Here is a 26,176-nt window from a genome sequence, read left to right as displayed (position 1 = left end):
CTTAACACCTCGCTATGTCACGTCGCCACAGAGCCACTAAGCGCAAGATCACCCCGGACGCTCGCTACAACAGCCCGTTGGTTGCCCACCTAGTCAATGTCGTCATGAAGGACGGCAAGAAGAACACCGCGCAGCGCATCGTTTATGGTGCCTTTGAAAAGGTGTCCGAGAAGCTCGACAAGGGGAACCCGGTCGACCTGCTGCTCGGGGCGATGGAGAACGCGCGTCCGCGCCTGGAGGTGAAGAGCCGCCGCGTGGGTGGGGCGACGTATCAGGTGCCGGTCGAGATTTCGTTTGAGCGGCAGGAGTCGGTCGCGCTGCGTTGGCTCGTCGCCGCGGCGAACAACCGCAAGGCCATGCCGATGCGCGACGCGCTGGCCGCCGAGATCGTAGATGCCTACAACAACACGGGCGTCGTGGTTAAGAAGAAGGACGACACACACAGGATGGCCCAGGCCAACCGCGCCTTCGCTCATCTCCGTTGGTAAGAAAAAATCGCCGTCGTCCTAAAAAATGTCCTCAGCCATTTCCATTGTTACAGAGAAGTCGAAGATTTCTGCGGCGAATGCCAAAGATCGGCCGTTCCCGCTAGAGTGGACGCGCAACATCGGTATCGCCGCGCACATCGACGCGGGAAAAACGACGACCAGTGAGCGCATCCTGTTTTACTCGGGCGCGGTTCACAAGATCGGCGAAGTCCACGAAGGCACTGCGGTGACCGACTGGATGGAGCAGGAGCGCGAGCGCGGGATCACGATCACGGCGGCCTCGATCTCCTGTGCGTGGGATGCGTCGAGCGGCCCCTGGAAGGGGATCAAGCAGCGCATCAACATCATCGACACGCCCGGGCACGTGGACTTCACGGCCGAGGTCGAGCGCTCGATGCGCGTGCTGGACGGCGCGGTCGCCGTATTTTGCGCGGTTGCCGGCGTGCAGCCGCAGTCCGAGACAGTCTGGCGGCAGGCGAACAAGTACAACGTGCCGCGCATCGCTTTCGTTAACAAAATGGACCGCACGGGAGCGGACTTTTTCCGCGCCATCGAAGAGATGCGCGAGAAGCTCGGTGCCAACGCGCATCCGCTGTTCATCCCGATCGGCAAGGAGGATGACTTTAACGGCGTCGTCGATCTGGTGCAGAACTGCGCCTACATTTTTGGCGATGAGGAAGACTCGCTCGGCCTCAAGCCCCGCACTTCGGCGATTCCCGAAGCGCTCGCCGCGCAGGCGAAAGAGTATCGGGAAAAGTTGATCGAAGCGGTTTCCGACTTCGACGACGTGATTGCCGAAAAATACCTCGGCGGCGAGGAAGTCACGGTGGAGGAGCTGCAAATCGCAGTCCGCAAGGCGACGATCTCGATGAATTTCGTCGGCGTCATCCCGGGCTCTGCATTCAAGAAAAAAGGCGTCCAGCGCCTCCTCGACTGCGTCGTCAACTACCTGCCCAACCCGCTCGATGTCGACGAGATCAAGGGCCAGGACTCCGAGGGCAACGAAGTGGCGGTGAAGGTCGATGACAACGGCAAGCTCGCCGGTCTCGCCTTCAAGCTCTGGAGCGACCCCTTCATCGGAAAGCTCGTTTTCTACCGCGTTTACACCGGAAAACTCCCGAAGGGGACGCCGCTGTACAATCCGCGCACCCGCCGCAGCGAGCGCGTCTCGCGCCTCGTGCTCATGCGTGCGATGGATCGTGACGAAATCGACGTCGCGTACTCGGGGGACATTTGTGCGCTCGTCGGCATCAAGGACGTAATCACTGGCGATACGCTGTGCGACGAAGGTTACGATGTGCGTCTTGAGCCGCCGTCCTTCCCCGAGCCCGTCATCTCCATGTCGATCGAGCCCAACAGCAAGGCCGACCAGGAGAAGATGAGTAACGCGCTCCAGCGGCTCGTGGCCGAAGACCCGACCCTGCGCGTCTCGACCGACACCGACACGGGGCAAACGATTCTCTCCGGCATGGGCGAGCTGCACCTCGACATCATCCGCGACCGGATGAAGCGCGAGTTCAAGGTCGAGGCCGCTTCCGGCAAACCGCAGATCGCCTACCGCGAGACGATCCTCGCCGAGGCCACTGGCGAGGGTAAGTTCATCCGCCAGTCCGGTGGTAAGGGCCAGTACGGTCACGCCGTGGTCAAGATCGAGCCCAACGAAAAGGGCAAGGGCATCGAGGTCATCAACGAGATCGTCGGTGGCGTCATCCCCAAGGAATTTATCAAGCCGACGACCGACGGAATCATGGAAGGCGCCAACAACGGTGTCGTCGCGGGCTACCCCGTCGTCGATATCAAGGTGCGCATCGTCGATGGCTCGTTCCACGATGTGGACTCTTCCGAACTCGCCTTCAAGATGGCCGGCATCTTCGCCTTCAAGGAGGCGATGAAAGCGGCCAACCCGATTCTCCTTGAGCCGATCATGGCGGTCGAGATCACGACTCCGGAAGAATACCAGGGCGACCTCATGGGCGATGTGAACCGCCGCCGCGGCCAGATCCAGGGGATGGAGTCGAAGGCGGGCGCGTGCATCGTCTCGGCCCATGTCCCGCTCGAAACGCTTTTCGGCTACGTGACCGACATCCGTTCGCTCTCCAAAGGCCGCGCCAGCGCCTCGATTACGCCTTCGCACTTCGAGCAAGTCCCGAGCTCGCTGCTCGCCAAGATCGTCGAGTCCAGCTCTCGCGCTCCTGCCCGCAGCTAAAGCGGCCGCCCACACCTCGCCACAGTCCCTTTTTCCAATCTGCCATGAAAGGCCAACGCATTCGCATCAAACTCAAAGGCTTCGACTACCGCGTCATCGACCAGTCGGCGCTGGAGATCGTCGAGACCGCCAAGCGCTCCGGCGCGCGCGTCTCGGGTCCCATCCCGTTGCCCACCCGCATCGAGAAGCTTTCTGTAAACCGCTCCCCGCACGGCGACAAAAAGTCGATGGAGCAGTTCGAGTCGCGCACGCACAAGCGCCTCATCGACATCATCGAGCCCACCGCGCAGACGGTGGACGAGCTCAAGAAACTCAACCTTCCCTCCGGCGTAGACATCACGATCAACGTATAACCCTAGTCCATAGTTAGCAGATGCCCATGTGCGGGCATTCTTCCTCGGCGCGCGAAAGTCCGGCGCCTGGGGCGATCAAAAAAACCGCACCGCTGGAGCCTGACTAATGTAGGTCTGAAATCTTCCACCTACCGCTTAGCCTTATGATTACATCGCTTTTAGGCAAAAAACTCGGCATGACGCAGGTCTACGACGCGAACAACGTCTTGGTCCCCGTCACTGTAGTCGAAGCCGGTCCTTGCTCGGTCGTTCAGGTCAAAACCTCTGATCGCGACGGCTACAATGCCGTGCAGCTCGGTTTCTCGACCAAGAAGCCGAAGAACACGTCGCTCGCCGAGCGCAACCACGCGAAGAAGGCCGGTCTTGAGGTCGCCCCGCGTGTCCTCAGCGAAGTCCGCCTCGATGCGGCTCCTGACGCCAAGGCCGGTGACACTGTCACCGTCGAGATTTTCAATGAGGGCCAACTTGTTGACGTTGTCGGCACCTCCAAGGGCAAGGGCTTCCAGGGCGTCGTGAAGCGCTTCCGCGTCGGCGGTGGCCCCGCGTCGCACGGCTCCATGTTTCACCGCCGCATCGGTTCCATCGGTATGCGCCAAACACCTGGCCGCGTTTTGAAGAACCAGAAGATGCCCGGGCAGATGGGCAACGTCCAGCGCACGGTGCAAAACCTGCGCGTCGTCCAGGTCATCGCCGACAAAAACCTGCTGCTCCTCAAGGGAGCCATCCCCGGGGCCAACGGCGACGATGTCATCATCCGCAGCGCCATCAAAGGCCAGCCCAGGAACGCCTAATACCAAAGGATAACGCTAGCCCATGAAACTCACAGTTTTTAGTCCCGACGGGAAAACCAGCACCGAGCAAGAGTTTGCCGACCTCCCCGTGTTTGAAGGCAGTAAAGGCCTTCAGGCGCTCAAAGAGGTGATCGTCGCCATCAACGCCAACCGCCGCCAAGGCACGCACTCGACCAAGACTCGCGGCGAAGTCCGCGGTGGCGGCAAGAAGCCCTGGCGCCAGAAGGGCACGGGCCGTGCCCGCGCCGGCTCCTCGCGCTCGCCGCTCTGGGTCGGTGGTGGTGTCGTTTTCGGCCCCAAGCCCCGCGACTACTCGAAGAAGGTTAACGCAAAGGTGAGGGCACTCGCATTCAGCCGCGCCGTTTTTGAGCGCGCCAACACGGGGGAGCTCGCGGTGATCGAGCAGTTCGCGCTGCCTGAGCCGAAGACCAAGCTCATGAACGAGGTCGTCGAGCGGATCGCGCCCACGGGGAAGATCCTCCTCGTCGACGCGCCTTTCTCGGACGAGACCTTCCGTGCCGCACGCAATCTTGAGCGTGTATCGCTGCAAGAGGCCGCCGAGCTCAACCCGGTGGATCTCGCCCAGTACCGCAAGATCATCGTCAGCAGCACCGCCCTCGAAAAGATTCTCTCCCGCATCAACGGAGGTAAGACGAAATGAACCCAAACGCCGTTCTCAAACTCGCCCGGATGACGGAGAAATCGAGCAAGCAGTCTGCTGAGCTCGGCCAGTACACCTTCGAGGTCTACCCAGGCACCAACAAGCACTCGATTGCCGAGGCGGTAGAGCAGGCCTTCAAGGTCAGCGTCCGCCGCGTCAACATCCAGAACTACCGGGGCAAGAACAAACGCACTCGCAACGGGCGCCACGTCCAGGGCTCCGACTACAAGAAGGCGATCGTTACGCTGAAGACGGGCGACAAGATCGAGCTGATCTGAGCCGAGAGTGCCCTTCACCCGTCGTCGCGCACTACGCCACATACGCCTGTTAACCACACTTTAAATTACCGCGAAGGAGCCACACTCCCATGCCACTCAAAGCCTCTCGTCCTACGACGCCCAGCCAGCGTTTCACCACGCTCAACCACCAGCCGCAGCTCGCGAAGAAGCGCCCGGAGCGCGCACTCACCGAGTCCAAGCACAAGAGTGGTGGCCGCAACGTCTATGGCCGCATCACCTCCCGCCGTCGCGGCGGCGGGCACAAGCGCCTCTACCGGATCATCGACTTCAAGCGCAGCATCCTCGACATCCCGGCCCGCGTGCAGGCGATTGAGTACGACCCGAATCGCTCGGCCAACATCGCGCTCGTGGCTTACGCCAACGGTGAAAAGCGCTACATCATCGCGCCCGAAAAACTCGCGGTCGGCGCAACGATCCTCGCTTCCAACACGGCCGGGCACAACGACTTCAAGGTGGGCAACAACTATCCGCTCGCGCTGATCCCTCCGGCGACCCGCGTGCACGCAGTGGAGCTCGTCCCGGGCCGCGGTGCGCAGCTCGCGCGTTCGGCGGGCGCATCGATTGAGCTGGTCGCCGTCGAGAACGGCTTTGCCCAGCTCAAGATGCCTTCGGGCGAAATCCGACTGGTGAACCCGAATTGCCGCGCGACGATTGGCGAAGTCGGCAACTCCGATCACTCCAACCAGTCGCTCGGCAAGGCGGGCCGCAAACGTTGGCTCGGCAAGCGTCCGCGCGTCCGCGGTATCGTGATGAACCCGATCGACCACCCCAACGGTGGTGGTAACGGACTCTCCAAGAGTGGTGGTGGCCGCCAGCACCTGGTCTCGCCTTGGGGCCAGCTCGCCAAGGGCTATCCGACGCGCCGCCGTTCCAAGCCCTCGAACAGCCTCATCATCGTCCACCACAACGGTCGCAAGCCGCGCGGCCGCAAGTAATCTCCCCACAGCTTTTAAGCGCATCACTTACCCACCATGGCACGTTCCATCAAAAAGGGCTTTTTCGTTGATTACCACCTGCTCGAGAAGATCGAGAAGGCGGCGGCTGCCGGTTCGCACAAGCCGATCCAGACCTGGTCGCGCCGCTCGACGATCACGCCCGATTTCGTCGGCCACACGTTTAATGTGCACAACGGCAAGGCCTTTGTCGCCGTGCACGTCACCGAAAACATGGTCGGCCACAAGCTCGGTGAGTTTTCGCCCACCCGCACCTTCAAGTCGCACGGCGCTACGACCAAGAAAGCCGTCTAACCCACTCTTCGTTTCTGTTTAACCTGACACACGTCTGAAAAAAGGGCAGGGGGGCTTTAAATTCCCCGCTGGTATGGGGAAGCCCTGCTGTCGCCTTAGCCCAAGGAATCACAAGATCATGGAAGTCCAATCCCTCACCCGATACGCGCGCATGTCGCCGAAAAAAGTGCGCGAAGTCGCTCGTACGATCCAAGGCCGCAAGGCTGCCGAGGCAGTCGAGTTTCTCACGCTCGTGCCGCGCAAATCTGCCCGCCTGATCGTCAAGACGCTGAAGAGCGCCATCGCGAATGCGGAGAACAACAACAACCTGAGTGCCGATGCACTCACGGTGAAGTCGGCGATCATCGAAAACGGCCCCGTCCTCAAACGCTTCAAGGCGGGTGCGCGCGGCACGGCCAAGCCCCGCCGCAAAAAGATGTCGCATATCCGCATCGTCCTCAGCGACGGCAACTCCAACTGATCTACTAGCTCCCCCTCCTTTTCCCAACATGGGCCAGAAAACCAATCCCGTAGGCTTCCGTCTCGCCGTCCGCCGCAACTGGCAGTCCCGCTGGTACGCCGGTAAGAAGGACTTCAGCAAGCTCTTGGTCGAAGACCAGATCATCCGTGAGAAGCTCATGGAGAAGCTCAAGCAGGCCAGCGTGCCGCGCATTTTTATCGAGCGCGCCTCCAACCGCGTCCGCGTCGAGATTTACACCGCTCGGCCCGGGATCGTGATCGGCCGCAAGGGCCAGGAGGTCGAGAAGATCAAGGAAGAGCTCGCCCGCATCACGGGGAAGGAAATCCTCCTCGACATCCAGGAGGTGAAGAAGCCCGAGATCGAGGCGCAGCTCGTCGCCGAAAACGTTGCGCTCCAGCTGGAGCGCCGCATCGCCTTCCGCCGCGCGATGAAAAAGGCCGTCGAAGTCGCCATGACACTCGGCGCCAGCGGCATCCGCATCCAGTGCTCGGGCCGTCTCGGCGGTGGCGACATCGCGCGCCGCGAGTGGCAGCGCAAGGGCCGAGTGCCCCTGCACTCACTGCGCGAGAACATCGATTACGGCTTCGCCGAGGCGCAGACCGTCTACGGCAAGATCGGCATCAAGTGCTGGATCTGCAAAAAAGAGTCCGACAACAACTAATCGCCGCTCCTTCGCACGCCGCCGGATCGAATCACTTTTAGGAGAAACCAACTATGGCTCTCGCACCTGCACGCACCAAGTACCGCAAATCCCAGAAAGGCCGTAACACCGGCAACGCCAAGCGCGGCAATACGCTCGCTTTTGGCGAGTTCGGCCTCCAGTCGCTCACTCGTGGGCCGATGACTGGCCGCCAGATCGAGGCCGCGCGCGTCACGATCACCCGCCACCTCAAGCGCAAAGGGAAACTGTGGATCCGCGTATTCCCGCACAAGCCCGTCACCAGCAAGCCCGCCGAAGTCCGCATGGGTAAGGGGAAGGGCTCGGTCGACTACTACATCGCCGTCATCAAGCCGGGCACCATGCTTTTCGAGCTTTCCGGCGTGCCTGCCACGATCGCCAAGGAAGCCTTCCGCCTGGCGGATGCGAAGCTGCCTTTCCATTGCCGTTTCATCACCCGCTAACCTGAGCGCGCCCGCCCGCCGATCACTCCTGCCCACGCGCACACTGCACTCATGACTTCTAAAGAAATCCGCGAACTCTCACCGGTCGAGATCACTGCCAAGCTCCGCGAGTCCCGCGACCAGCTCCTCCAGATGCGCCTGCGCAAGCAGACCGGCCAGCTGGAGAAAACCCACGAACTGCGCGCGCTTCGCAAGACAATCGCCCGCCTGGAAACCATCTTGAACGAGAAGGGCCGCCAAGCCGCCTGACGCGCGCTCTGGTCACTGCCTCATACGCTCGCCACACATACTGCCGCCCATGTCCCAGCACATTCGCCATAACAGCCGCAAGACACTCATCGGCTTCGTCACCAGCCGCTCCGGCGACAAGTCCATCAAGGTGACGATCCCCTACAAGACGCCGCACCCGCTTTACCACAAGGTCGTCAACCGCCAGACCGTCGTGCACGCGCATGATGAGAAAAACGAGACGCACCCGGGGGACAAGGTGGAGATCATGGAGACGCGCCCCCTGAGCCGCCTGAAGCGCTGGCGCATCGTCTCGATCCTGGAGCGCGCCGCGAGCATTGAGGACGTCGCTGCCGAGACTGCCGCTGCTGCGGGCGCAGAGGCCAAGGCCTGAGCACGCGCCTCCGCTTGCACTGCGATTTTCCCTCCACCGCCGCGCGCCGCACTTCGCGTCTGCACTGACTATTTAAATCCCACACACGGACTCACGTCATGATCCAACTTCGTTCCAGACTCACCATCGCCGACAACACGGGCGCGCGAAAGGCCGCCATGATCCGCAAGGCGGGGCAAAACACCGACACCGCGGGCATTGGCGACATCGTCACCATCCACATCCGCGAAAGCTCGACTGATGCCTCGGTCAAGAAGGGCGAGGTCGTCAAGGCGGTCGTCGTCCGCACCAAGGCTCCGGTCCGCCGCGCGGATGGCAGCTACCTGCGCTTTGACAGCAACGCGGTCGTCATCATCGACGCCAACAACAACCCCAAGGGCACCCGTATCTTTGGCCCGGTCGCCCGCGAGCTGCGCGCGAAGAATTTTATGAAGATCATCTCGTTGGCCCCGGAGGTACTCTAACAATGGCTGCTAAATTTCACATCAAACGCGGCGACCAGGTCACCGTCATCGCCGGTTCGCATAAAGGTAAAGAAGGCAAGGTGCTGGAAATCCTCGCCGCCAAGTCCCGTGCGCGGGTCGAAGGCGTGGCGATGATCAAGCGCCACCTCAAGAAGTCGCAGGATCACCCCAATGGCACGATTGCCGAGCGCGAGGGCTCGATCCACATCTCCAACCTCATGCTCAAGGCGACTTACGATGCGAGCAAGCGCGGCAAGTCCGCCGCTGCGGCCGCCGCCTGAGCCTTACCTGTGCGAACCGAAGCCCAATCGCAGGCGCGCTCAATCTTCGCACTTGCCAAGCGCACCTGAGACACACGCTACTCGCCCCCTTTTTTTCACTCCCTATGCCGCCGGGTCGGAAATCCGGTGGATCCAGCAATGAGCCACACACCGACACTTAAAACCCTCTACGCCGAGCAGGTCGTCCCCGCGCTGACCAAGGCGCGCGGCTACACCAACAAGCATCAAGTGCCGACGGTCGAGAAGATCGTCCTCAACACCGGTATCGATGCCGACGCGGACAAGACGCAGATCGCCGACATCCAGCGCGACCTCGGCCTCATCGCCGGTCAACGCCCGGTGCTCACCAAGGCCAAGAAGGCGATCTCCAACTTCAAGCTCCGCCAGGGCCAGGTCGTCGGCTGCTGTGTGACGCTGCGCGGCGCCAACATGTGGGACTTCCTCTACCGCTTGATCGCCGTCGCACTGCCGACCATTCGCGACTTCCGCGGCATCTCCCCAAAACTCGACGGCAACGGGAACTACAACCTCGGCATCACCGACTTCACCATCTTCCCCGAAATCACGGTGGAAAACGTGAAGAAGACGATGGGCCTGGACATCACCATCGTGACCACCTCCAGGGACGATGAAGAAGGCCGCGAGCTGCTCCGCCTGCTCGGCATGCCCTTCCGCCGCACTGCCGCGACCGCGTCCACCGAGCAAAAAGCCGCCGCCTAACACTCTCGACCACCCATGCCGAAAACATCCGCCATCGAACGCAACAAGAAGCGCGAGCGTCTTGTCGAAAAATACAAGGCCAAGCGCGCCGAGCTGAAAGCGGCCCTCGCAAATCCCGAGACCAGCGACGAAGACTTCTTCGCGGCGCAGAAGAAGCTCGCCAAGCTTCCCCGCAATTCCTCGCCCGTGCGCGTCAACAACCGCTGCAAGCTCAGTGGCCGCCCGCGCGCCTACATCCGAAAGTTCGGCGTATCGCGCATCCAGTTCCGTGAGCTCGCCCTCGCGGGTAAGATTCCCGGCGTCACCAAGTCTTCCTGGTAAACGGGGGAAAACCCAGATTTTTGGCCTGAGCGGGAGTCGGATATGACCCGCCCGGGCGCGACAAGAAAACATCCAACTCATGCACGACCCAATCAGTGATTTCCTGACCCGCTTGCGCAATGCCTCGCGGGCCCGGCTCGACGAGTGCTCCGCGCCGCACTCCAAACTTAAAGAGAGCATCGCCGCCATTCTCAAAGGCGACGGCTACATCTCCGACTACACGCTCGGCACCGACGCGCGCGGCCACAAAACCCTCGTCGTTAAAATGAAGTACGTGGACGGCCAGCCCGTACTCACGGACTTGCAGCGCGTCTCCAAGCCGGGGCGTCGCCTCTACTACCGCTACACCGAGATTCCCCGCGTGCTCAACGGCCTCGGCATCTCGATCCTCTCCACCTCGCAAGGCCTGCTGAAGGACCAGGACTGCCGCCGCAGAAAGGCGGGGGGCGAGCTCATCTGCAAAATCTGGTAACACGGAGAACCACAAGCACCATGAGTCGCATCGGTAAACAACCCGTCCCGGTCCCCGCCAACGTAAAGGTCGCCATTGATGGCACCACGGTCAGCGTCGATGGCCCGAAGGGGAAAATTTCCAAAACATTCGCGCCCGTCGTAAGCATCACCAATGCCGAAGGCCAGATCGCGGTCCAGCCTGTCGATGAGAGCCGCTTCGCGCGCTCGATGTACGGTACGGCCCGCTCGATCATCGCCGGTATGGTGAAGGGCGTCAGCGAGGGCTTTGTCAAAGATCTCGAAATCCAGGGCGTCGGTTTTCGCGCCACGCTCAAGGGCAAGCAGCTCGACCTCGCGCTCGGCTACTCGCACCCCATCGTGATGGACATACCCGAGGGGATCACCGTCACGGTCACCGACCAGACGAAGGTCAAGGTCGAGGGCGCGGACAAGCAACTGGTCGGTGCCGTCACCGCCGAGATCCGCAGCTACTACCCGCCCGAGCCTTACAAGGGCAAAGGTGTCCGGATCGTCGGCCAGCGCGTCCGCCGCAAGGAAGGCAAGACCGTCGCTTAACCCTAGTCGCAACTTCTCTCAAGGGAGCACCACCCATGAACACTATTCTAAAAAGCAAACTCCTGCAGAAGCGCCGCTGGCGCATCCGCAAGAAGATCAATGGTACCGCCGAGCGGCCGCGCCTCACCGTCAAGTTTACCGGCAAGCACATTTACGCGCAGGCCGTGGACGACGACCGCGGTGTGACCCTCGCGTTCCTCTCCTCGCTGGCCCCCGATTTTCGCCAAAAGAAAGTCGCGGCCAATGTGGCCGGAGCCAAGGAGCTGGGTACGGCCTTTGCCGTCAAGGCCAAGGAAGCCGGAATCGGCTCCGTGGTCTTCGACCGCAACGGCGCCCGCTACCACGGTAAAGTAAAACAATTCGCCGAAGCCGCTCGTGAAGGCGGACTCCAATTCTAAGCGCCTCGCTCATGAGCACCGAAACTGAAACTCCTATCGCCCCCGAGCCCACCTCCGCTGCCAGCCCCGAAGCGGCTGCCGCACCCGCTGCTGCTGCTCCGAGTCCCGAGCGTCCTTCCCGCCCCGGCCGTCGCGAAGGCGGTGGTGGCGGGCGTGGCCCGCGCCGCGACTCCCGCCGCGATAACTCGGCCAAGGAAGACGACTCCGGCCTGATCGAGAAAGTCGTCTTCATCAACCGCTGCGCCAAGGTCGTCAAAGGCGGTCGCCGCTTCAGCTTCTCGGCCCTCTCCGTCGTCGGCGACGGCAAGGGCAAGATCGGCATCGGCTACGGCAAGGCGAACGAAGTGCCCGAAGCGATTCGCAAGAGCACCGCGCACGCCAACAAGCACATGGTCACCGTGCAGATCAAGGGCGACACGATCCCGCACGAGGTCTTGGGCGAGTACGATGGCGGCTGCGTGCTGCTGCGCCCCGCGACGACCGGTACCGGCCTCATCGCAGGTGGCGGTGTCCGCGCCGTTCTTGAGGCCGCGGGTGTCAAAAACGTGCTGACCAAGTCGCTCGGCTCGAAAAACCACATCGCCGTCGTGAACGCGACGTTTGAAGGGCTGCGCAAACTGCGCGTGGCCGAGGCTTACAGGAACGCGCTGAAGAGCGAGGGCTGAGCTCCCCGCCCTCTCTTCCGCTCCGCGTTGCCCGAAGAAGAATCAAACTTATCCGAGTCCGCCCGGGGAGGCGCACACTTACATGTGCTGCGTTTTCGTGGGTGGGCGCCCCTTACAGGAACACTATGAAACTCCACGAACTTAAGAACGTTACCGGTGCCGTGCACCGCAAGAAGCGTGTCGGCTGCGGCGAAGGCGGCGGCCACGGCAAGACCAGCGGCCGCGGCGGCAAGGGCCAGACGGCCCGCTCCGGCGGCAGCATCCGCCCCGGGTTTGAAGGTGGGCAGATGCCGCTTTACCGCAGGCTCCCGCATCGCGGCTTTAACAACGCGAACTTCCGCACCGAGCTGCCGATCGTGAATCTGGGCGACCTCGAAACGCTCGACGCCGCGATCAGCGAAGTCGATGCCGGCGTCCTCGCCGCCAACGGTTTCCTGCGCAAGGGCGACACGAAGTTCAAAGTCCTGGGCAACGGCGAAATCTCCCGCGCACTGAAAATCACTGCGGCGAAGTTTTCGGAGTCCGCCAAGGCCAAGCTCGAAAAGGCGGGCGGCCAGGCCATCGTCGCGGCCTGATGCAAATGCGGAGGCTACGGCTTTTGTCATGGGCCGCAGCCTCTCTCGCCACACTCGCGCCGCTCTTCTCTCATCGCACCGACTCTCTCTTGGTTAATTTGCCCGCCCCCTACGCTTAATGTTCTCCGCGTTTACCAATTCTCTAAAAATCCCGGAGTTACGCTCGCGCATTTTTTACACGCTCGCGCTGCTCTTCGTAGCCCGCGTGGCGGCGCACATCCCGTTGCCCGGGATTGATCCGCACCCGCTCCAGGCCTTTTTCGCCGACCAGACGGCGGGCGGCGGCGGGGCGCTCGTCAGCCTCTACAACATGTTCACCGGCGGCGCCCTCGTGAAGGGCGCCATTGCCGCGTTGGGCATCATGCCCTACATCAGCGCCTCGATTGTGTTTCAGCTCATGACGGCGCTCGTGCCCGCGTTGAGCCGCCTCCAGCAGGAGGGCGATGTCGGCCGCCAGAAGCTCACGCAGTACACGCGCTATGCGACGGTACTGATATGTCTGGTGCAGGGGACGCTACTGATCCTCGCGCTTGAGAATCCCGGGCGGCTTTTCCCCGGCTACGACATTACGATCTACGGGCCCATTGTGATGGTGGGGAAGATGGGCTTCCTGCTCACTTCGGTGATTTACATGACGGCGGGCACGATGCTGCTGATGTGGCTCGGCGAGCAGATCACCCAGCGCGGCATCGGCAACGGCGTCTCGCTGCTCATCACGGTCGGTATCCTGGCCGATATCCCGGCTGCGGCGACGGCGACCTACCAGCTTTTCTTTGCGCCCATCGGCGTGGCGCGGCTCGGGCTCCCGCAGGCGATTGTCATGATCCTGCTCTTCCTCGCGGTGACGATGGGCATCATCATGGTCGTCCAGGGCCAGCGAAAAATCCCCGTGCAGTACGCCAAGCGCGTCGTGGGGAACAAGGTGATGGGCGGGCAGAGCTCCTTCCTCCCGCTCAAGGTGAACTACTCGGGCGTCATGCCGGTGATCTTCGCCAGCGCGATCATCCTCTTCCCGCAGCAGATTTTTTCGCAGATCGGCGCGGCCTTCAACATCAAGTTCCTGACCGAGTTTTCGCAGCAGCTGCTGCGCGGCCACTGGAGCTACTACGCGATCTACACCTGCCTGATCCTGTTCTTCAGCTACTTCTGGGTCTCGATCATGTTCAAGCCGATCCAGATCGCCGATGACTTGAAGAAGTACGGCGGCTACATCCCGGGTGTGCGCCCGGGCGGGCCCACGGCGCAGTTCCTCGACTTCATCATGACGCGGCTGACGCTTGCCGGAGCGATTTTCCTGACCGTGATCGCCGTCATGCCCGACTTCCTGCTGTTCGAGCTCAATGTGCCGCAGCGTATCGCGATCTTCTTTGGCGGCACCGGGATGCTGATCACCGTTGGCGTCATCCTCGACACGATGCGCCAGATGGAGACCTTCCTCTTGCAGCGCCACTACGATGGCTTCCTCAAAAAAGGGCGTGTGCGCGCCCGCGCCGCCGGTGCCCGCCAGGGCATGACTGGCGACGCGCTGAGCAGCGAGGCAGTCATGAAACTCGTGATCCCGACCGTGATCATTTTCGCAATCGGCATCATTGCCTGGGCAATTCAAGCCTTCGCACTTTAGGGCTTTACACGGGTCATGATGACGCTCAGCTTCCGCCCCCTTTTTCTTGGGGGCAACGTCGCCAGGACCAAGCTAGTCTGCCTCGGCAGCGCAGGTAAGCTCCTGCTCTCCGGAGCAAGTTCTTTGAAGAACATCTTAGAGCACGTCTCTTTGGCCGGACAACTGCGGCCGGAGATTTCGCGCCGCCCCGACTGCCGCTCGGATCGAGCGGCTGCGGGGGAGGAACTCGCGCTGGCTAGCATGCGGCGCTGGTTTTTCGCGCGCAAACCTGATGCGGGTTTTGTCCTCACGGGCTTCCCGGCTACGCTGCTCCAAGCAATCGTGTTTGATGAATGGTTGGATGCCCGCGGCGAGTCACTCGACGCCGTCCTCGTTGAAAAAACGAGCGGCGCGACGGCGGCCTCGCCCGAGCTTCTCAAACACTTTTCCACACAGGGGCTTCTTTGCGAAACCCATGACTGCAACCCGAGTACTGCCGCGACCGAAGCGGCCCTTGCCGCATGAGTTTCCCACGAACAAAGGAGCAAGTCGCACGCATGCGTGCTGCCTGTGCTGTCGCCGCCAAGGTGCTGTATGAGCTCAAGCAGCTCGTGCGCCCCGGGGTGACTACCCAAGACTTGGACGAAGCGGGCCGCGACTTGATCGCCGCCAATGGCGCGCGCAGCGCCGACTACGGCTACCAGATCGGTAATCGCCGTTACCCCGCTCACACTTGCATTTCGGTTAACGAGGAGGTCGTCCACGGCGTGCCTTCCTTGCGCCGCGTGATTCAGGACGGCGACATCGTCTCCATCGACGTCACGGTCCGCTACGAGGGCTACGTCGGCGATAACGCGGTCACGATCCCCGTCGGCGAAATCCGGCCCGAACTGCAAAAGCTGATCAGCGTGACGGAGCACTCGCTCGTGCTGGGCATCGCGCAAGCCCGCCCGGGAAACCGGATCGGCGACATCTCCCACGCAGTGCAGACCTACGTCGAGTCGCACGGCTTCGGCGTCGTCCGCGACTACGTCGGCCACGGGGTGGGGGAGCAGATGCACGAGCCGCCCGAGATCCCCAACTTCGGCAAGCCCGGCCGCGGGCTGGTGATCAAGCCCGGGATGACGCTGGCGATCGAGCCGATGGTCAACCTCGGCCACTACCGCACCAAAGTGCTCTCAGACGGTTGGACAGTCGTCACCGCAGACGGCTCTCCCTCGGCCCACTTCGAGCACACCATCCTCGTGACGGATAAGGGCGCCGAAATCCTCACCGTACCGCCTGCGGTTTCCTAGCCCTCCGCTCACACTGGCCCGCCCAAAAAAGCCAACCGGTCACTCCTGCGACCGTTCCTTCCCTTTCCCAAAACCAACCTTCTCAACCTAAACCACTAAGTTCACATGCCACGTCTTCTCGGTGTAGAAATTCCTGGAAACAGGAAAGTCGCCTATTCCCTGCGTTACATCAACGGCATCGGCCCCACCCGCGCCGACATCATTGTCGCTGAGGCGGGGCTCGACCCCGACATGCGCGCCAACGATCTCGACGAAGAGCAGCTCAACAAGGTGCTGCACGTCATCACCGAGCACAAGTGGCTCATCGAGGGTGACCTGCGTCGCGAGATCGCCTCCAACCTCAAGCGCCTCCAGGCGATCAACTGCTACCGTGGCATCCGCCACCGCCGCGGGCTGCCCGTGCGCGGCCAGCGCACCAGCACCAACGCCCGCACCCGCAAAGGCGCGCGCAAAACGATCGGCGCCAAGTCGTCCAAGTAACCGACTCCCTTTTTAAACCGCTACCGCATTTCCCATCATGGCTGAAGAAAAGTCCGATCCCAAGACCGAGCAGGCTGCCGCCGCTGTTGCTGCGCCCGAGAAAGAGGCCCCCGTCGTCGAAACTGTCGGCGGTGTTGCCAAGCAACCCACCGCAGCCGATCTGCTCAAGGAAGAGCTTGGCACCATCAAGATCCGCAAGGCCAAGGGCTCGAAGAACGTTTCTTCCGGCATCGCCAACGTGCTTGCCTCTTTTAACAACACGATTGTCTCGATCACCGACCCCAAGGGGCAGGTCATCTCCTGGTCCAGCGCGGGCAAGTGCAACTTCCGCGGCTCGCGCAAGTCCACGGCCTACGCCGCGCAGGTCGTCGCGCAGGACGCGGCGCGCACCGCCATGTCGCACGGGCTCAAGGAAATCGTCATCCGCCTCTCGGGGCCCGGCATGGGCCGCGACAGCGCCGTCCGCGGACTCCAGGCCATCGGCCTGGAAATCACCTCGATCATCGACGTAACCCCCGTGCCGCACAACGGCTGCCGCCCGCGCAAACGCCGCCGCGCTTAAACAGTGCCCGCTGCCGCCACGCCGTAGTTTCATTTAACATTTAAAACACACCACTCATGGCTCGTTACACAGGCCCAACCACTCGTCTTAGCCGCCGCTTCAACCAACACATCCTCGGTTCCGGCAAGGCCCTTGAGCGCCGCTCCTACCCGCCCGGCCAGCACGGCCCGCGCCTGCGCCGCAGCAAGCAGTCCGAATACGCCATCGGTCTCAACGAAAAGCAGAAGCTACGCTACATCTACGGTCTTCTGGAGCGGCAGTTCCGCCGTCTCTTCGAGAAGGCGAAGAACGAGCGCGGCATCACCGGTGAGCGCTTCCTGCAACTGCTCGAAACGCGCCTCGACAGCGTCGTGTACCTGCTCGGCATCGCCAAGAGCCGCGCCGCGGCCCGCCAATTCGTCAACCACGGGCACATCCGCGTAAACGGCCACAAGGTCGATATCGCCAGCTACAGCGTGCAGGCGGGCGACGAGATCGAGGTCAAAAACGCTCCGGCCTCGCGCCAGTTGGCGACCCGCAACCTTGAGGAAAACCGCATCCGCAACGTCCCGGGCTGGCTTTCGATGGACAGCGAGACGCTCAAGGCCAAGGTCAACCGCCTCCCCAATCGCGACGAAATGGAGCCCGGCGTCAACGAGCAGATCATCGTCGAGTTCTACTCGCGCTTCTAATGCGCCCGAAACGCGCCCTTGCAGCTGTTGCCGCCGGGCCTGCATTGACCGCCGCCTCCCACACTTAAAAACCGCTCAACTCAGAGTTTATCGCTATGCCCAAACGTCTCGGAAAGTTCGAACTGCCGAACAAACTCACCAAGGTCGAAGAAGGCTCTACAGAGACCTACGCCAAGTTCATCGCCGAGCCCTTCGAAGCGGGCTACGGCCACACGATCGGAAACTCCCTGCGCCGCGTCCTGCTCAGCTCGATTGAGGGCGCGGCGATTTCTTCGATTAAAATCGAAGGCGTGAACCACGAGTTCCAGAGCATCGAGGGGGTGGTGGAGGATGTCACCGACATCGTCCTCAACCTCAAAAAGGTGCTCCTCGTATCGCACAAGCGTGAGCCCATCAACCTGCGCATCAGCGTCAGCAAGGCGGGCCCCGTCACCGCCGCCGACATCCAGGCCGATGCCAACATCACGATCATCAACCCCGACCAGGTGATCTGCACCCTCGACAGCAAGCGCGCCTTCGAGGCCGAGGTGGAGATCAAGACCGGCCGCGGCTACTACCCGGGCGAGCAGAATAAAAAGGAAGAGCAAGCCATCGGCGTCATCCCGATCGACTCGCTCTTCTCGCCCGTGACGCTCGTCAAATACAGCGTCGAGAACACCCGCGTCGGCCAGATCACGGACTACGACAAGCTCATCCTCGAAGTCACTACAGACGGCCGGATCACGCCCGACGATGCGCTCAAGCAAGCGGCCTCGATCCTCAAGCGGCACCTCGATGTCTTCGACCGCGTGTCCGACGAGACCTACGAATTCGAGAGCCAGCAGTCCGAGATCAGTGAAGAGCAAAACAAGCTTCACAAGCTGCTCAACATGTCGGTCAACGAAATCGAGCTCTCCGTGCGCGCCGCGAACTGCCTGAACAACGCCAACATCACGACCGTCGGCGAGCTCGCGATGAAGTCCGAGCAAGAGATGCTCAAGTACCGCAACTTTGGCAAAAAGTCGCTCAACGAAATCAAGGACAAGCTCGAAGCCCTCGGTCTCTCGCTCGGCATGAAGTTCGACGAGCGCCTGCTCGATAGCCGCCGCGACATCTAGTTGCCGTGCCGTTCGCGCTTCGCGAAATCTCCACGCCCGCTTCCTGATTTTCCCTGGTACAGCCCTTAGCGGGCGTGCCTCCGGGAAGTGGGAAGCCCAAGCCTGGCTCAAGCCTCTCAAACTCTCGCGCCGTCCGCGCCGCCCAACGCTGCGACCGGATTGCCGAACGGGAGTTTTAACCAAACCTGAAATCCACACTGCCCAATGCGTCACAAAAAACACCGCGCGACCCTCGGGGTCACTCGTGAACATCGCGAGGCGATGCTGTCCAACCTGACCGCCTCGCTCATCACTCACGACCGCATCAAAACGACTCTGACGAAGGCCAAGGCCCTGCGCCCCTTTGCCGAGAAGATCATCACCAAAGCCAAGCGTGCCGCTGCCAAGACCGACCCGAAGGACGCGCTGCACCTGCGCCGCCTCGCGCACGCCGACCTGCGCGACGAGAACGCGCTGACGCTTCTCTTCAACGAGAAGGTGAAGGAGTTCAAAGACCGCAACGGCGGTTACACCCGCATCTACAAGCTCGGGCCCCGGCTCGGCGACGCCGCCGAGATGGCGCTGATCGAGCTCGTGAAGGCCGACGACCCCGGCTACAAAAAGCCCAAGTCGCGCAAGGCCGCCGCTGGCGCGAAGACCAAGAAGAGCGCAAAGGCCGCGGCCGCATCCGCTGTCGCCCCCGCGAATGACGAGACCGCAAGCACCGCCGAAGCGGCACCCGTGGAGCAGCCTGCCGACGCTCCGGCGGTCGAGCCCGCCGCTGCCGCGCCCGAGGCGGCATCGGAAGCCGAGGCAAAGTAAGTGCCTCCATTTATTAAACGCGGCACTGCCCCCGGGCATGCCGCGTTTTTTTTCGCCCGCTTGTTTGGGCCCCCGCACTGCTCGCTGCTTGCGCTCGCCATCAATAAGCGGGGCGGATAAACCGCGACTGTTCTACGTGCTCCGTGACCTTTTCCGCCGTCCTCTACTGCATTGTGATCGGCCTCTTTTTTCTGGGGCTGTGGCTTTATTACGACCGCCGCGACCATAAGCGCTTCGAGCGCAAACGCCGCCGCTGCACCTTCCACTGCATCCGCTGCAATCACCTTTACCAAGCCCCCGCGGATGCGTCGCTGGCGAAGTGCCCGCACTGCGGACACGAAAACTCGCGGCTGCGGTTTTAGTGCTCCTTGACGGCGGGCGGTCGCGCGCTGTGCTTGTCGGCTCTTTTTCTACATGAGCTCCAAGTCACTGCCCTTTACGCGCGCGCAGCTCGAAGCGATCGCCGCTGCCGTCCCCACGCCGTTTCACATCTACGACGAAGCGGCGATTCGCGCCAACGCCCGCGCCTTTTACGCAGCCTTCGACTGGGTGCCTGGCGGGTTTAAAAACTACTACGCGGTAAAGGCCCTGCCCAACCCTCACATCCTCGACGTGCTCAAGGCCGAGGGCATGGGCGGCGACTGTTCTTCGCTGGCAGAGCTCAAGCTCTGCGCGGCGGCCGGGCTCAGCGGCGAGTCGATCATCTTTACCTCCAACGATACGCCCGCGCACGAGTATCGCGCGGCCGCCGAGCTCGGCGCGATCATCAACCTCGACGACCTCAGCCACATCGGCTTTTTGGAAACGGCGCTCGGCGGGCGGCTGCCCGAGTTTCTCTGCTGCCGCTACAACCCCGGGCCGCTGAAGGCGGGCAACGCAATCATCGGCAAACCCGAGGAAGCAAAGTACGGCTTCACCCGCGAGCAGCTCATCGAGGGCTACCGGCTGCTCCAGCAAAAGGGCGTCCGCCGCTTCGGTCTGCACACGATGGTCGCCTCCAACGAGCTTAACCCGGCCTACTTCGTGGAGACCGCGCAGATGCTGTTCGACCTGGCAGTCGAGCTGCATCGCGAGCTCGGCCTGCGGCTGGAGTTTATCAACCTCGGCGGCGGCATCGGCATCCCCTATCGGCCCGAGCAGCCCCGCGTCGATCTCGCCGCGCTCGGCGTGCAGATCAAGGCGGCTTACGACGCCACGATCGTCGCCGCCGGGCTCGCGCCGATCCGCCTCGCGATGGAGTGCGGGCGCATGGTCACCGGCCCCTACGGCTACCTCGTCTCGCGGGTCATTCACAAAAAGAAGACCTACAAAAACTACGTCGGCCTCGACGCGTGCATGGCCAATCTCATGCGCCCGGGCATGTACGGCGCCTACCACCACATCAGCGTCCCGGGGCGGGCGGGGAGCGAGGGCGGGGGGGCAACCCTGTGCTGCGACGTCACCGGCTCGCTCTGCGAAAACAACGACAAGTTCGCTATCGACCGCGAGATTCCTGAGCCCGAAGTCGGCGACCTGCTCGTGATCCACGACACCGGCGCACACGGCCACTCGATGGGCTTTAACTACAACGGGAAACTCCGCAGCGCTGAGCTGCTCTGGCAAGGCACCGACGCGCAGGGCGCGCCGCGCTGGCGGCTCATCCGCCGCGCCGAGACGTACGCCGACCACTTCGCGACACTCGATTACCCGGGCCTCACCACACAGTAGGAAAAAAGGGCACAGCTCCTTCTTATTGCCGCACCTTGTGGCACCTGTCTTGACCCGACGAGCCGCCAGGCGGGAGGGCGAGCGGCTCGCAAAGAGAAAGAGTCGAAGCCCTTGCGCGCAGCGGCAACGACGCTGCGGCCCATAAAACGGTCAACGACCGCACTGCGCGTGGGGCGGGAAGGCGGCCCTGCGCGGGCGGCGGTGGCGTGTCGCCACTCCCATTGAATTTGCGATTTTGCGCGTGCGCTGCGCGCCCGAACAAAATCGCAAATTTCGCTCCCCCCTGTCGCGTTGCGACAGGGAGAGGAGCCCAGAACGCGAATGAAGCGTATACCCATTTGGGCGAGATGAAGCGATTTGCCGGTGAATCACCGATTAATGGACGGGCCCTTTCTACTGTGCCGCTTGCGGGTTGTGCGGAACGCACAACCCGCAAGCCGCACAGTAAATGGGTGCAGGCACCGCCTGCCGCCCCACGCGTAGTGGCGAATGAGTCCGGCACACTGCGCCTTGATTTAGAAGGGCACTGTATTAGCTTCGCGGGGCCCCAACTCCCCATGCCCCCGAACTCTACCCCGCCGCCTCAAACTGAGCCCCCTTCCGATCAGACCCACTGGTTTAACGATGAAGTCCAGCCCCATGCGGCGGCCCTGCGCGGTTACTTGAGTAATGCCTTTCCCTCGGTGCGTGGCGAGGTGGACGACGTGGTACAGGATTCGCTGTTGCGCGTCTGGCTGGCGTGGGCGAAGCGGCCGATCCGCTCGGCCCGGGGCTTCCTGTTTCAGGTCGCGCGAAATCGGGCAATTGATGTGCTGCGCCGCAGCAAGGCCTCGCCCGCCGAGGCCGTAGAGGACTGCGATGCAGTGCTGAGTTCTGCGATCTCGGTGGCGCAGGAAGCCGCGGCTGCGACTGTCAGTCGGGAGGAAAAGGCGCGACTTCTCGCGGAGGCGATTGACGCGTTGCCTGCCCGCTGTCGCGAGGTCGTTGTCCTGCGCAAGCTCCGCCTCATCCCCCAACGCGAAGTGGCCCAGCGGCTCGGGCTTTCCGAGAAAACTGTCGAGTCGCAGCTTGCTCGCGGGATCAAACGGATTGAGGCGCGACTGCGCGGCCTTGGCATTCACCACTACTACGACGGCCATGAATGACTCCGACTCCTCGACACCGGCGCCGCTGGGCGTGCCGCCCCGTCGTCCACACAGCGCGCTTGATTGGGCGCAGCGCGAGGGCGCGGCAGATGAGGTGCTCGATGCCTTGCGCACGCTTTCGCTCGCACGGCGGCGCCGGAAGCGCCGGCTGATCGGCGCCGCCTGCACGCTGGCAGCGGCCTTTGCCATCGCGCTCGTGGCGGTGCGCGTGTCGGACGCACTCGCTCTGCGGCGCGACGCCTTGGCCACTGCGCCGCCTGCTCTCGCGGCGGCTACCGCTGAGCAAGGAGTGCCCCGCGCCGCGGATGCGCGTGCGGCGGATTTATCGGGCGAAGAGGCTGAGCCTGCGGGCCGTGTGGCGATTGTGAGCTCAAACGAGCGGCAGCACTTGCCCGACGGTTCGCTTGTGGAGTTGCGCGAAGGGGCCGAGCTCGTGCCCGAGTTTACCGATTCGGTGAGGCGTGTGCTGCTCCGGAGTGGCACGGCGCACTTTGCAGTGGTGCCCGATGCGGGCCGCCCTTTTGAGGTCGTCGCTCAAGGGCTGTCGATTCGCGCGGTGGGCACGGCCTTCTGCGTCGATCTCTCGCAAGAGTCGGTCGAGGTGCTCGTGACCGAGGGGCGCGTCTCGGTGAGTGAGGATAGGGAAGCCTTGCTCAGTGGGCCTGCGCGTTCTGCGCCGGATTCGGAGCCTGGTAGTGGGGAGCACGGCACCGCTGCGCCGACTCCCGATTCCTCGCGCGCTGCTGGGGCGTTTGTCGCGCCCACTCGCCATGTGATGCTGGCCGCAGGGGAGCGGGTGCGGGTGCAAATCGCTACCGGTGCACCGCAGCTCGAGGTGCAGCCCATCGCCCCCGCCGAGTGGGAGGCCAAGTTGGGCTGGCGCGTGCCGCGACTGGAGTTTTCGCGCGCTCGGCTGGGTGAGCTCCTGCCCGAGTTTAACCGTTATGCCGCGCGCCGTATCGTGCTGGCGGATCCCGAGCTCGCCGAGCTGCGCATCAGCGGGACTCTGCGGGCGGATCGCAGCGCCGCCCTGCTCGAAATGCTGCGCCGTAATTTTGACCTGCGGATAGAAGAGCGCGGGGACTCCGAGGTCGTGGTCAGTCGCCGCTGACGTGCGCGGATGTACCGGATGCGTGCTTCGGGCCACGGGGGCGAAATGTGAGCGGATGAGGCTTTGGGGAAAATGCTTTGCAGGGATTTGGCGCAGCACCGCGTCAGCAATGGTGAGTACCGGCAGGCGACTTCGCCGCGCCGGTACTTGTACCCCTGATCCCCCATGCGCTTTGACCCCGGGCACTGTCTCCAGATTTCGCACGGCTGCGCGTTGCGCCACGTTTCGCTGGCGTTTCGGGCTGCGCGAAATCCTGAAACTGTACTTGGGTGTGGTGTTGATGGTGGGCTTGCCCGTTCACTCGCGCGGCGAACCGGAGCGACTGCTGCGGCAGCGTTTCGCCATTCCCGCGCAGCGAGCCGAGCGTGCCCTGGCGCGATTTTCGGAGCAGTCGGGCCTGGAGCTCGTCTTCCCCTCGCGGATCGCCGCCCGCATCAAAACCCGAGCCGTGTATGGGAGTTTCCCCCCTCTGCTGGCGCTCGGGCAAATGCTGGAAGGCACGGGCCTGCACGCCACAGCGAGCGAGGACTCAGGGGTAGTCATCATCACCAGCCATAACCCCCAACCCCCGACCCCAATGAAACGCTCCTCCCTTAGCCAAACCCGCCACCCCCTGCTGGGGCTGCTTGGTTTCCTGATGGCGGCTCCGCTCATTCTCGCCCAGCCCTTCGCTCCGAGCTCCACAGTGGACGAGGACGAAGAGCTCGTGCGGCTCCCCATCTTCGACGTTTCTTCCGAGCGGGCCAATACCTACCGGGCCACCGACTCAATGTCGGGCGCCCGGATTCGCCAGGCACTCATTGATACCCCGGCGACGATCAACGTCGTCACCAGCGACTTTATAAAAGATATAGGTGCTGCCTCCGTGATTGATGCCACTCAGTACGTCTCAGGGGTGGGGAACAGTCATCTCTCAGGTGCGGGTGGCCGCTCGGATGCTCATACGATCCGCGGATTCGGTATTTGGGGGACGGCGATTGATAACTTTGTGACGATGAACTCGTTCCAGGCGACCTTGGATCCGTTGCTCCTGGATCGTGTAGAAATTACCAAGGGACCTAATGCTGTGCTTGCTCCAAATGGGGCTCCCGGTGGCTTCGCCAACGCGCTTACTAAATCGCCGTCATTTGAGCGTTCACAGACGGTACGGCTAGAGTTGGTGGATGAGTATTTTGGCAATCGCATAAGTTACGATGCTACTGGCCCTCTGCCGGGTACGAAGCGCTTTTCCTATAGGCTGATCGCGGGCTACCAAGATGCGCATTCTTTCATACCAGGGAAGATTTTGAGCAAGAGCCTGAACCCTCAGCTCACTTGGGCGATTTCTCCAAAGGCTCAGCTCAAGCTTAAAGGTTTTTTTATTAACTGGAAAAATGAAGGGCCATCCGCGTATCCATCTCGGTTGCGTTTGCGGTCCGATGTGGTGAATGGGCAGACGGCTACGGTCGATTCAATCATGCCTGGTTTTGTTTACGATGGGGCCAATGGAGGATATGATAATGACTTGCGCGATGTTCATATACGTCGCGGTACGCTGGAGTTTACGACTGCGTTAAGCGACCGTCTGAGTATGCGCCTTGCGGCACTACGTCAATACCTGCATTCGGAGAATGGCGGTGTCGATTGGCGTGAACTACCGTCACGATGGAAGACTCATCCCAACGGATTTCCAAATAGTGAGCGTTATAATCCGATGACGGGTGTTTTCACTCCGGAGCAGCTCTGGGGTTTACAGGATAGTGCGATGCCTTATGATGAAGTAACCAATCCGTACGTTTCTACTCCCGTTCTTGAGTATCCGCCCCATGTGGCACCGCGGACTGCCCAGCTCCAGCATCATTATGCTAACGAAATGCATTATCAGGCAGACTTGGCAGGTAATTTTGAATTTGGAGGTACGGGTCGCGATGCAGTCGCTACACTGCAAGTGGTGGTTGGTGGTGTGCGTGGCCGTGCTTATGATAAGTTATATAACTGGGAGAGCGAGCCGGGTGCACTTCTGGATTTTGATTACAATACTGGACCTTATCCCACCGACCAGCCGGGGCGACCTGAGAAAATCGATAGTTTATGGAGGCACTGGGTGGGGCCGCGCACGACAAAGACTCAAGTTTATGGAACGAGTCAACTGGGTCTCTTCCAAAAGCGCGTATTGTTAAATGGTGGAGTTTCGCGCATTTGGGTCAATCGTCCTGATTGGATCGATATGTTGACGGGAAGCACGGGCAGCAAGTTGAGGGCTTCACATAATACGCCCTTCTATGCAGCTTTGGTAAAAGTACTTCCTCAGGTTGCGGTATATTTTAGTCACTCTGAAAACGCCGATGCTGGAGTGGCTAATAACGAGGTGTTTTGGCAAAAGGGCGAGCAGGACGAGGTTGGCATGAAACTAGAGTTCTTCGCGGGGCGACTTTCAATCACGGGGGCATATTTTGACCTTAAGCAAGATCGAGTTATCACGCAGAACCCACTCTACTTTTTCGATGACACTTTGACTGAATATTTTCTTTTGGATGTTACCAATAAGGGATTTGAGCTAGATATAGTAGGCGGAATTACTCCCAATCTTACTGTGATAGCTAGCTATACAGATATGAAGCTGCGGGAGCCTACCGGGCACCCTCGAATAGGGACACCTGATACTTTGCTAAACGGGCTGCTTAAATACGATTTTTCCCGAGGCTTTGCGAAAGGGATGAGTGTATTTGCTGGCTTTAACCACGTGAGCAAGTCTGCGGGAGAAACTCCAGCCATTCAGTATACCCCCCTTGGAGTGCTAGCACAGATCAGTTTCTACGTACCCGAACGGACGATCTATAGTGCTGGGGCGAGCTATGACTACGGTTCGCTGAGGTTTCAGCTCAATGTGGATAACCTCACTAACAAGAAGACGCTTTGGTCCTCAACTGGTCGTAATGATGTGACCCCGTATCCCGGACGTAATATACGACTTACAACGACCTATACCTTCTGATCGGAAGTCTGTCTTGGCCGGACAAGCAGGG

At 61.7% G+C, this 26,176-nt stretch carries 35 protein-coding genes; all 35 read left to right on the top strand.

Going from position 1 to position 26,176, the window contains the following annotated elements:
* Positions 1-14: 14 nt before the first annotated feature.
* The 35 genes from rpsG (at position 15) to AXK11_RS06805 (ending at position 26,145) form a co-directional block, all read left to right on the top strand.
* On the top strand, positions 15-488 hold the full coding sequence (rpsG, locus tag AXK11_RS06975) for a 30S ribosomal protein S7 (protein WP_068630662.1): 474 nt from the start codon (positions 15-17) through the stop codon (positions 486-488).
* A gap of 25 nt (positions 489-513) precedes the next feature.
* Positions 514-2,694, top strand: a complete 2,181-nt coding sequence (gene fusA / locus AXK11_RS06970) for an elongation factor G (RefSeq protein WP_068630660.1) — start codon at positions 514-516, stop codon at positions 2,692-2,694.
* Between the two features lie 44 nt (positions 2,695-2,738).
* Positions 2,739-3,047 carry a 30S ribosomal protein S10 gene (rpsJ, locus tag AXK11_RS06965; protein WP_068630659.1) on the top strand — a complete coding sequence of 103 codons (309 nt, stop codon included), beginning with the start codon at positions 2,739-2,741 and terminating at the stop codon, positions 3,045-3,047.
* A gap of 143 nt (positions 3,048-3,190) precedes the next feature.
* Complete coding sequence (rplC, locus tag AXK11_RS06960) at positions 3,191-3,838, top strand: 50S ribosomal protein L3 (RefSeq protein WP_068630656.1); 648 nt, start codon at positions 3,191-3,193, stop codon at positions 3,836-3,838.
* Positions 3,839-3,860: 22 nt separating this feature from the next.
* Positions 3,861-4,499 carry a 50S ribosomal protein L4 gene (gene rplD, locus AXK11_RS06955; RefSeq protein ID WP_068630655.1) on the top strand — a complete coding sequence of 213 codons (639 nt, stop codon included), beginning with the start codon at positions 3,861-3,863 and terminating at the stop codon, positions 4,497-4,499.
* The gene (rplW, locus tag AXK11_RS06950; RefSeq protein ID WP_068630653.1) at positions 4,496-4,777 is read left to right on the top strand and encodes a 50S ribosomal protein L23; all 282 of its coding nucleotides are present in this window, start codon (positions 4,496-4,498) and stop codon (positions 4,775-4,777) included. The genes rplD and rplW overlap by 4 nt, the downstream gene beginning before the upstream one ends.
* A gap of 89 nt (positions 4,778-4,866) precedes the next feature.
* A complete protein-coding gene (gene rplB / locus AXK11_RS06945; protein WP_068630650.1) occupies positions 4,867-5,733 on the top strand; it encodes a 50S ribosomal protein L2 in 867 nt (288 codons plus the stop codon).
* 36 nt (positions 5,734-5,769) lie between these two features.
* Complete coding sequence (gene rpsS, locus AXK11_RS06940) at positions 5,770-6,045, top strand: 30S ribosomal protein S19 (RefSeq protein ID WP_068630648.1); 276 nt, start codon at positions 5,770-5,772, stop codon at positions 6,043-6,045.
* Positions 6,046-6,163: 118 nt separating this feature from the next.
* A complete protein-coding gene (gene rplV, locus AXK11_RS06935; protein WP_068630647.1) occupies positions 6,164-6,505 on the top strand; it encodes a 50S ribosomal protein L22 in 342 nt (113 codons plus the stop codon).
* 28 nt (positions 6,506-6,533) lie between these two features.
* Positions 6,534-7,166, top strand: a complete 633-nt coding sequence (gene rpsC / locus AXK11_RS06930) for a 30S ribosomal protein S3 (protein WP_068630645.1) — start codon at positions 6,534-6,536, stop codon at positions 7,164-7,166.
* 53 nt (positions 7,167-7,219) lie between these two features.
* Positions 7,220-7,627 carry a 50S ribosomal protein L16 gene (gene rplP / locus AXK11_RS06925; protein WP_068630643.1) on the top strand — a complete coding sequence of 136 codons (408 nt, stop codon included), beginning with the start codon at positions 7,220-7,222 and terminating at the stop codon, positions 7,625-7,627.
* Between the two features lie 51 nt (positions 7,628-7,678).
* On the top strand, positions 7,679-7,876 hold the full coding sequence (gene rpmC / locus AXK11_RS06920) for a 50S ribosomal protein L29 (protein ID WP_068630641.1): 198 nt from the start codon (positions 7,679-7,681) through the stop codon (positions 7,874-7,876).
* Positions 7,877-7,925: 49 nt separating this feature from the next.
* Positions 7,926-8,249 (top strand): 30S ribosomal protein S17, encoded by a 324-nt coding sequence (gene rpsQ / locus AXK11_RS06915; protein ID WP_068630639.1) that lies wholly within the window; start codon positions 7,926-7,928, stop codon positions 8,247-8,249.
* Between the two features lie 98 nt (positions 8,250-8,347).
* Positions 8,348-8,713 (top strand): 50S ribosomal protein L14, encoded by a 366-nt coding sequence (gene rplN / locus AXK11_RS06910; RefSeq protein WP_068630637.1) that lies wholly within the window; start codon positions 8,348-8,350, stop codon positions 8,711-8,713.
* 2 nt (positions 8,714-8,715) lie between these two features.
* On the top strand, positions 8,716-8,994 hold the full coding sequence (rplX, locus tag AXK11_RS06905; RefSeq protein WP_068630635.1) for a 50S ribosomal protein L24: 279 nt from the start codon (positions 8,716-8,718) through the stop codon (positions 8,992-8,994).
* A gap of 138 nt (positions 8,995-9,132) precedes the next feature.
* Positions 9,133-9,714 (top strand): 50S ribosomal protein L5, encoded by a 582-nt coding sequence (rplE, locus tag AXK11_RS06900; protein WP_068630633.1) that lies wholly within the window; start codon positions 9,133-9,135, stop codon positions 9,712-9,714.
* A 15-nt stretch (positions 9,715-9,729) separates the two neighbouring features.
* Positions 9,730-10,035 (top strand): 30S ribosomal protein S14, encoded by a 306-nt coding sequence (rpsN, locus tag AXK11_RS06895; RefSeq protein WP_068630631.1) that lies wholly within the window; start codon positions 9,730-9,732, stop codon positions 10,033-10,035.
* 79 nt (positions 10,036-10,114) lie between these two features.
* A complete protein-coding gene (gene rpsH / locus AXK11_RS06890) occupies positions 10,115-10,507 on the top strand; it encodes a 30S ribosomal protein S8 (protein WP_068630629.1) in 393 nt (130 codons plus the stop codon).
* A gap of 20 nt (positions 10,508-10,527) precedes the next feature.
* Positions 10,528-11,064: a 50S ribosomal protein L6 gene (rplF, locus tag AXK11_RS06885; protein WP_068630627.1), complete on the top strand. Its 537-nt coding sequence runs from the start codon at positions 10,528-10,530 to the stop codon at positions 11,062-11,064.
* Positions 11,065-11,099: 35 nt separating this feature from the next.
* Positions 11,100-11,462 (top strand): 50S ribosomal protein L18, encoded by a 363-nt coding sequence (gene rplR / locus AXK11_RS06880; RefSeq protein WP_068630625.1) that lies wholly within the window; start codon positions 11,100-11,102, stop codon positions 11,460-11,462.
* 11 nt (positions 11,463-11,473) lie between these two features.
* Positions 11,474-12,127 carry a 30S ribosomal protein S5 gene (rpsE, locus tag AXK11_RS06875; protein ID WP_082780998.1) on the top strand — a complete coding sequence of 218 codons (654 nt, stop codon included), beginning with the start codon at positions 11,474-11,476 and terminating at the stop codon, positions 12,125-12,127.
* Positions 12,128-12,252: 125 nt separating this feature from the next.
* The gene (rplO, locus tag AXK11_RS06870; protein WP_068630623.1) at positions 12,253-12,702 is read left to right on the top strand and encodes a 50S ribosomal protein L15; all 450 of its coding nucleotides are present in this window, start codon (positions 12,253-12,255) and stop codon (positions 12,700-12,702) included.
* Positions 12,703-12,820: 118 nt separating this feature from the next.
* Positions 12,821-14,323 carry a preprotein translocase subunit SecY gene (gene secY / locus AXK11_RS06865; RefSeq protein ID WP_068630622.1) on the top strand — a complete coding sequence of 501 codons (1,503 nt, stop codon included), beginning with the start codon at positions 12,821-12,823 and terminating at the stop codon, positions 14,321-14,323.
* 15 nt (positions 14,324-14,338) lie between these two features.
* Complete coding sequence (locus tag AXK11_RS10065; RefSeq protein WP_068630621.1) at positions 14,339-14,827, top strand: hypothetical protein; 489 nt, start codon at positions 14,339-14,341, stop codon at positions 14,825-14,827.
* A complete protein-coding gene (map, locus tag AXK11_RS06855; RefSeq protein WP_068630619.1) occupies positions 14,824-15,597 on the top strand; it encodes a type I methionyl aminopeptidase in 774 nt (257 codons plus the stop codon). Before AXK11_RS10065 ends, map begins: the two co-directional genes overlap by 4 nt.
* A 105-nt stretch (positions 15,598-15,702) precedes the next feature.
* Entirely contained in the window at positions 15,703-16,077 is a 375-nt protein-coding gene (rpsM, locus tag AXK11_RS06850; RefSeq protein WP_068630618.1) for a 30S ribosomal protein S13, read from the top strand.
* Positions 16,078-16,114: 37 nt separating this feature from the next.
* Complete coding sequence (rpsK, locus tag AXK11_RS06845; RefSeq protein WP_082780997.1) at positions 16,115-16,639, top strand: 30S ribosomal protein S11; 525 nt, start codon at positions 16,115-16,117, stop codon at positions 16,637-16,639.
* 56 nt (positions 16,640-16,695) lie between these two features.
* Positions 16,696-17,310, top strand: coding sequence for a 30S ribosomal protein S4 (gene rpsD, locus AXK11_RS06840; protein WP_068630616.1), 615 nt, complete (start codon positions 16,696-16,698; stop codon positions 17,308-17,310).
* A 95-nt stretch (positions 17,311-17,405) separates the two neighbouring features.
* The gene (locus tag AXK11_RS06835) at positions 17,406-18,407 is read left to right on the top strand and encodes a DNA-directed RNA polymerase subunit alpha (RefSeq protein WP_068630614.1); all 1,002 of its coding nucleotides are present in this window, start codon (positions 17,406-17,408) and stop codon (positions 18,405-18,407) included.
* A gap of 204 nt (positions 18,408-18,611) precedes the next feature.
* The gene (rplQ, locus tag AXK11_RS10365) at positions 18,612-19,208 is read left to right on the top strand and encodes a 50S ribosomal protein L17 (RefSeq protein ID WP_068630613.1); all 597 of its coding nucleotides are present in this window, start codon (positions 18,612-18,614) and stop codon (positions 19,206-19,208) included.
* Positions 19,209-19,351: 143 nt separating this feature from the next.
* On the top strand, positions 19,352-19,570 hold the full coding sequence (locus AXK11_RS06825; RefSeq protein ID WP_068630611.1) for an FmdB family zinc ribbon protein: 219 nt from the start codon (positions 19,352-19,354) through the stop codon (positions 19,568-19,570).
* 52 nt (positions 19,571-19,622) lie between these two features.
* Entirely contained in the window at positions 19,623-20,915 is a 1,293-nt protein-coding gene (locus AXK11_RS06820) for a diaminopimelate decarboxylase family protein (RefSeq protein WP_068630609.1), read from the top strand.
* A 557-nt stretch (positions 20,916-21,472) separates the two neighbouring features.
* The gene (locus tag AXK11_RS06815) at positions 21,473-22,060 is read left to right on the top strand and encodes an RNA polymerase sigma factor (protein WP_068630607.1); all 588 of its coding nucleotides are present in this window, start codon (positions 21,473-21,475) and stop codon (positions 22,058-22,060) included.
* Positions 22,053-23,171 carry a FecR family protein gene (locus AXK11_RS06810; RefSeq protein WP_068630605.1) on the top strand — a complete coding sequence of 373 codons (1,119 nt, stop codon included), beginning with the start codon at positions 22,053-22,055 and terminating at the stop codon, positions 23,169-23,171. Before AXK11_RS06815 ends, AXK11_RS06810 begins: the two co-directional genes overlap by 8 nt.
* Positions 23,172-23,343: 172 nt before the next feature.
* On the top strand, positions 23,344-26,145 hold the full coding sequence (locus AXK11_RS06805) for a TonB-dependent siderophore receptor (protein WP_197456834.1): 2,802 nt from the start codon (positions 23,344-23,346) through the stop codon (positions 26,143-26,145).
* Positions 26,146-26,176: the final 31 nt, after the last annotated feature.

It is taken from the genome of Cephaloticoccus primus (genome assembly GCF_001580015.1).
Lineage (GTDB): Bacteria > Verrucomicrobiota > Verrucomicrobiia > Opitutales > Opitutaceae > Cephaloticoccus > Cephaloticoccus primus.
This window is presented reverse-complemented; position numbering and strand designations above follow the sequence as displayed.